The organism is Coxiella-like endosymbiont of Rhipicephalus sanguineus, assembly GCF_018687865.1.
The window spans coordinates 1-2,697 of the sequence record NZ_NIQB01000092.1 but is presented as its reverse complement, the minus strand read 5'-3'; the positions used below and the strand labels follow the sequence as shown (position 1 = coordinate 2,697).

Here is a 2,697-nt window from a genome sequence, read left to right as displayed (position 1 = left end):
AATTCATGGGCCATCACATTGAGTAAAATTTCTGAATCCGAAGTAGTATTTAAATAGCGCAAATCCCTACGTATTAAATCATTCATCAATTCTTTAACATTTAATAAATTCCCATTATGAACTAAACTCAATCTGTAAGGAGAATTTATATAAAAAGGTTGCGATTCGGCGGGGCTCTCCGTTCCTGTCGTAGGATAATGAACATATTCGTCCCATATTCCTCAAGAGGCGGAGCATATGAGATTCATGAATTACGTCATGAACTAATCCCCACTTGATTTTTGTAAAAAAATCCGCTCGCCATCACTTTCATAATACCAGCTGCATCTTGTCCATGGTGTTGTAAAAATAGTCAACGAATCATAAATTGCTTGATTTACTTGGTTATGAGAAATAATACCGACAATACCACACATTACCGTATTACCTCTATTAACTTCAGTTTGAGGTGGTTCTACCAACCATTGCAAAATATTTTTAAGCTGCCAAGGTAAAAACTGATTTAGCCGAGTTACTATCGGTTCAAATTTGGACGCTAATTGCGATTGGCTAACCGCCGTTCCGTCCTTGATATTACCCACACTAACAAAGATGAGAAAAATGGCAATGATAAGCAAACCACGTGCTGCTCCAAAAAAATACCCAACAAGCGATCGGTAATAGTAAGTCCTGTTTTTTTACGAGCACATGTAAAATCAAATTAATAAAAATTCCAAAAATAAAAACAGCTAAAAACAAAATCCCAAAAGTGGCCGCATACCGAAGAGAATCCAAATTAATCCATGGGCGCAAATGAATTTGAACAGGTTCTGAAAATTTAAAAGCAATAACGATGGCCCCAATCCATATTACCAACGAAATAGCTTCTCGTACGAAACCACGAAAAAAACTAATAATAATCGAGAAAACAATAATTCCAACAATTGTGAAATCGACCCAATTAAAATGTGAAAAAATATTAAAATTCATTTCAGCGCCTATTATAATTAAAAGTATCTCTAAACCATTTGATATCGTTTAATAACACCCTTTAAATGCAAATTTTGTTTTAACTCCTTCTGGATTTCAATAATTTTAGTGTAATCAATTAGAGGACCTACAAAAATACGGCTGACTTTTTTTCCTTCATTACTCTGACGAATATAAGCATCAAACCCACTCGCTTGCAATTGTTTAAGCAATCGTTTTGCATTGTCTTGATTTACAAAACTAGCCACTTGAATTACCCAAGCCTTAGGAGTCCTGGATAACAATAAATTAGCTGACGAATGAGGTTTTTTTACGGCTACTTTTTGCTTAATTTCTGGAGATTTTTCAGCAACATTAAATTCATGGTGTTGAGTAGATGAAACTTTGGTTTTTGAGATGGTAACAGCTTTGAGTTTTGCCGGGGATTCTGATGAAACCGTAGAGAGCGGCACCTCATCTGATTGTAAAGTCGAGGGGATAGTCTTTTCTTTCGATTCTATGGTAATTAACTTTGAAGGAATAGAAATCGCCTTTGAAGTTGCCTTTTCTTCTGGTATAGGCTCTGACAATTGCAATTGCACTTCAAGTTTATTTGGTGCTTTCGGAACTGTTGTTACCATTGATAAACTGCTGGTTGGATGCGGGTTATGAAATAATAACGGCAAAAAAATTGCTCCTACGGAAAGAATAACTACCACTCCAATTAATCTTTGTTTAATTTTAATTTCCATGATTCTAGCCTCGGGAAAGAAATTGTTTAGCTATAGCCACTGTATAAAACGAACCAAAAACTACGATGCTATCCTGTTCTTTACACTGTGCAATTGCTTTTTCAAACGCTTCGTTAATCGAAGTAAAATTATAACAATTTTCAACACCTTCTGTCTTCAAAGTTTCCGCCAATTTTTCACCTAAAGCACCGCGTATTCCTGCAAGGTCACCTACATACCAATGATCAATACAGGAAAGCAGAGGAGAGAAAATGCCTGAAATATTTTTATCTTTTAACATTCCTGCCACTGCAAACATTCGCCCTGAATGAGGGGAACAACAAAGCTGTTCTGCTAAATAATGGGCCGATTGCGGATTATGTGCCACATCAAAAATAACAGAAACGGGCTTTTTCACTCGCTCAAAACGACCAGGTAGAGTAACTTTTTGAATACCAGCTACAATAGCCAATTTCTTTACAGGCAGGCGATTTTGTAAGCGAGCTACTACCATCAAGCTGGTGGCTACATTTTGAATTTTTAATTGAGGTAAAGGTAAAGCATCGTAATTAATTTTAGGTCCTTGCCACTTCCACGTTTTTTCATATTCGATTATTGAGAAATCTTTCATAAATTGGAAAACGGGGGCTTGCAAGAGTTGAGCCACTTCAAGGAGACTTTTCGGCGGATGAGGGTCGCCACAAATCACTGGGCGGTGTGTCCGAAAAATTCCTGCTTTTTCCCGTCCAATAGACTCTCGATCACTTCCTAACCAATCTGTGTGATCTATATCAATTGTGGTAATTACCGCGACGTCTGGATCAATGATATTAACAGCATCTAACCGCCCCCCTAATCCTACTTCTAATAAGAGAATATCCAAGGTTAATTTTTTACAAATATAAAAACAGGCTAAAGTGGTGAATTCAAAAAAGCTGAGAGGTTCCTGATCACGATTTTCTTCAATAAACGTAAAAGCTTCAATAAAATCCCTATCAAGCATTGGTTCGCCATTAAA

Annotated in this window: 3 protein-coding genes and 1 pseudogene; all 4 read right to left on the bottom strand. The window is 36.6% G+C overall.

Annotation, left to right across the window (positions count from 1 at the left end; translation table 11 throughout):
- Positions 1-416 (bottom strand): annotated as a pseudogene (locus tag B1F79_RS05240) (amidophosphoribosyltransferase); the annotation flags it as partial.
- 166 nt (positions 417-582) lie between these two features.
- Complete coding sequence (locus B1F79_RS05235; protein ID WP_251366271.1) at positions 583-969, bottom strand: CvpA family protein; 387 nt, start codon at positions 967-969, stop codon at positions 583-585.
- A 29-nt stretch (positions 970-998) separates the two neighbouring features.
- The gene (locus tag B1F79_RS05230) at positions 999-1,700 is read right to left on the bottom strand and encodes an SPOR domain-containing protein (protein WP_251366270.1); all 702 of its coding nucleotides are present in this window, start codon (positions 1,698-1,700) and stop codon (positions 999-1,001) included.
- A gap of 4 nt (positions 1,701-1,704) precedes the next feature.
- Positions 1,705-2,697 (bottom strand): bifunctional folylpolyglutamate synthase/dihydrofolate synthase (locus B1F79_RS05225; RefSeq protein ID WP_251366269.1); only part of this gene is annotated, 993 nt, incomplete at its 5' end.

Bases quoted from the DNA above. Each gene is read 5' to 3' on its own strand.
- B1F79_RS05230 (WP_251366270.1), bottom strand. From the start codon at position 1,700: ATGGAAATTAAAATTAAACAAAGATTAATTGGAGTGGTAGTTATTCTT.
- B1F79_RS05235 (WP_251366271.1), bottom strand. From the start codon at position 969: ATGAATTTTAATATTTTTTCACATTTTAATTGGGTCGATTTCACAATT.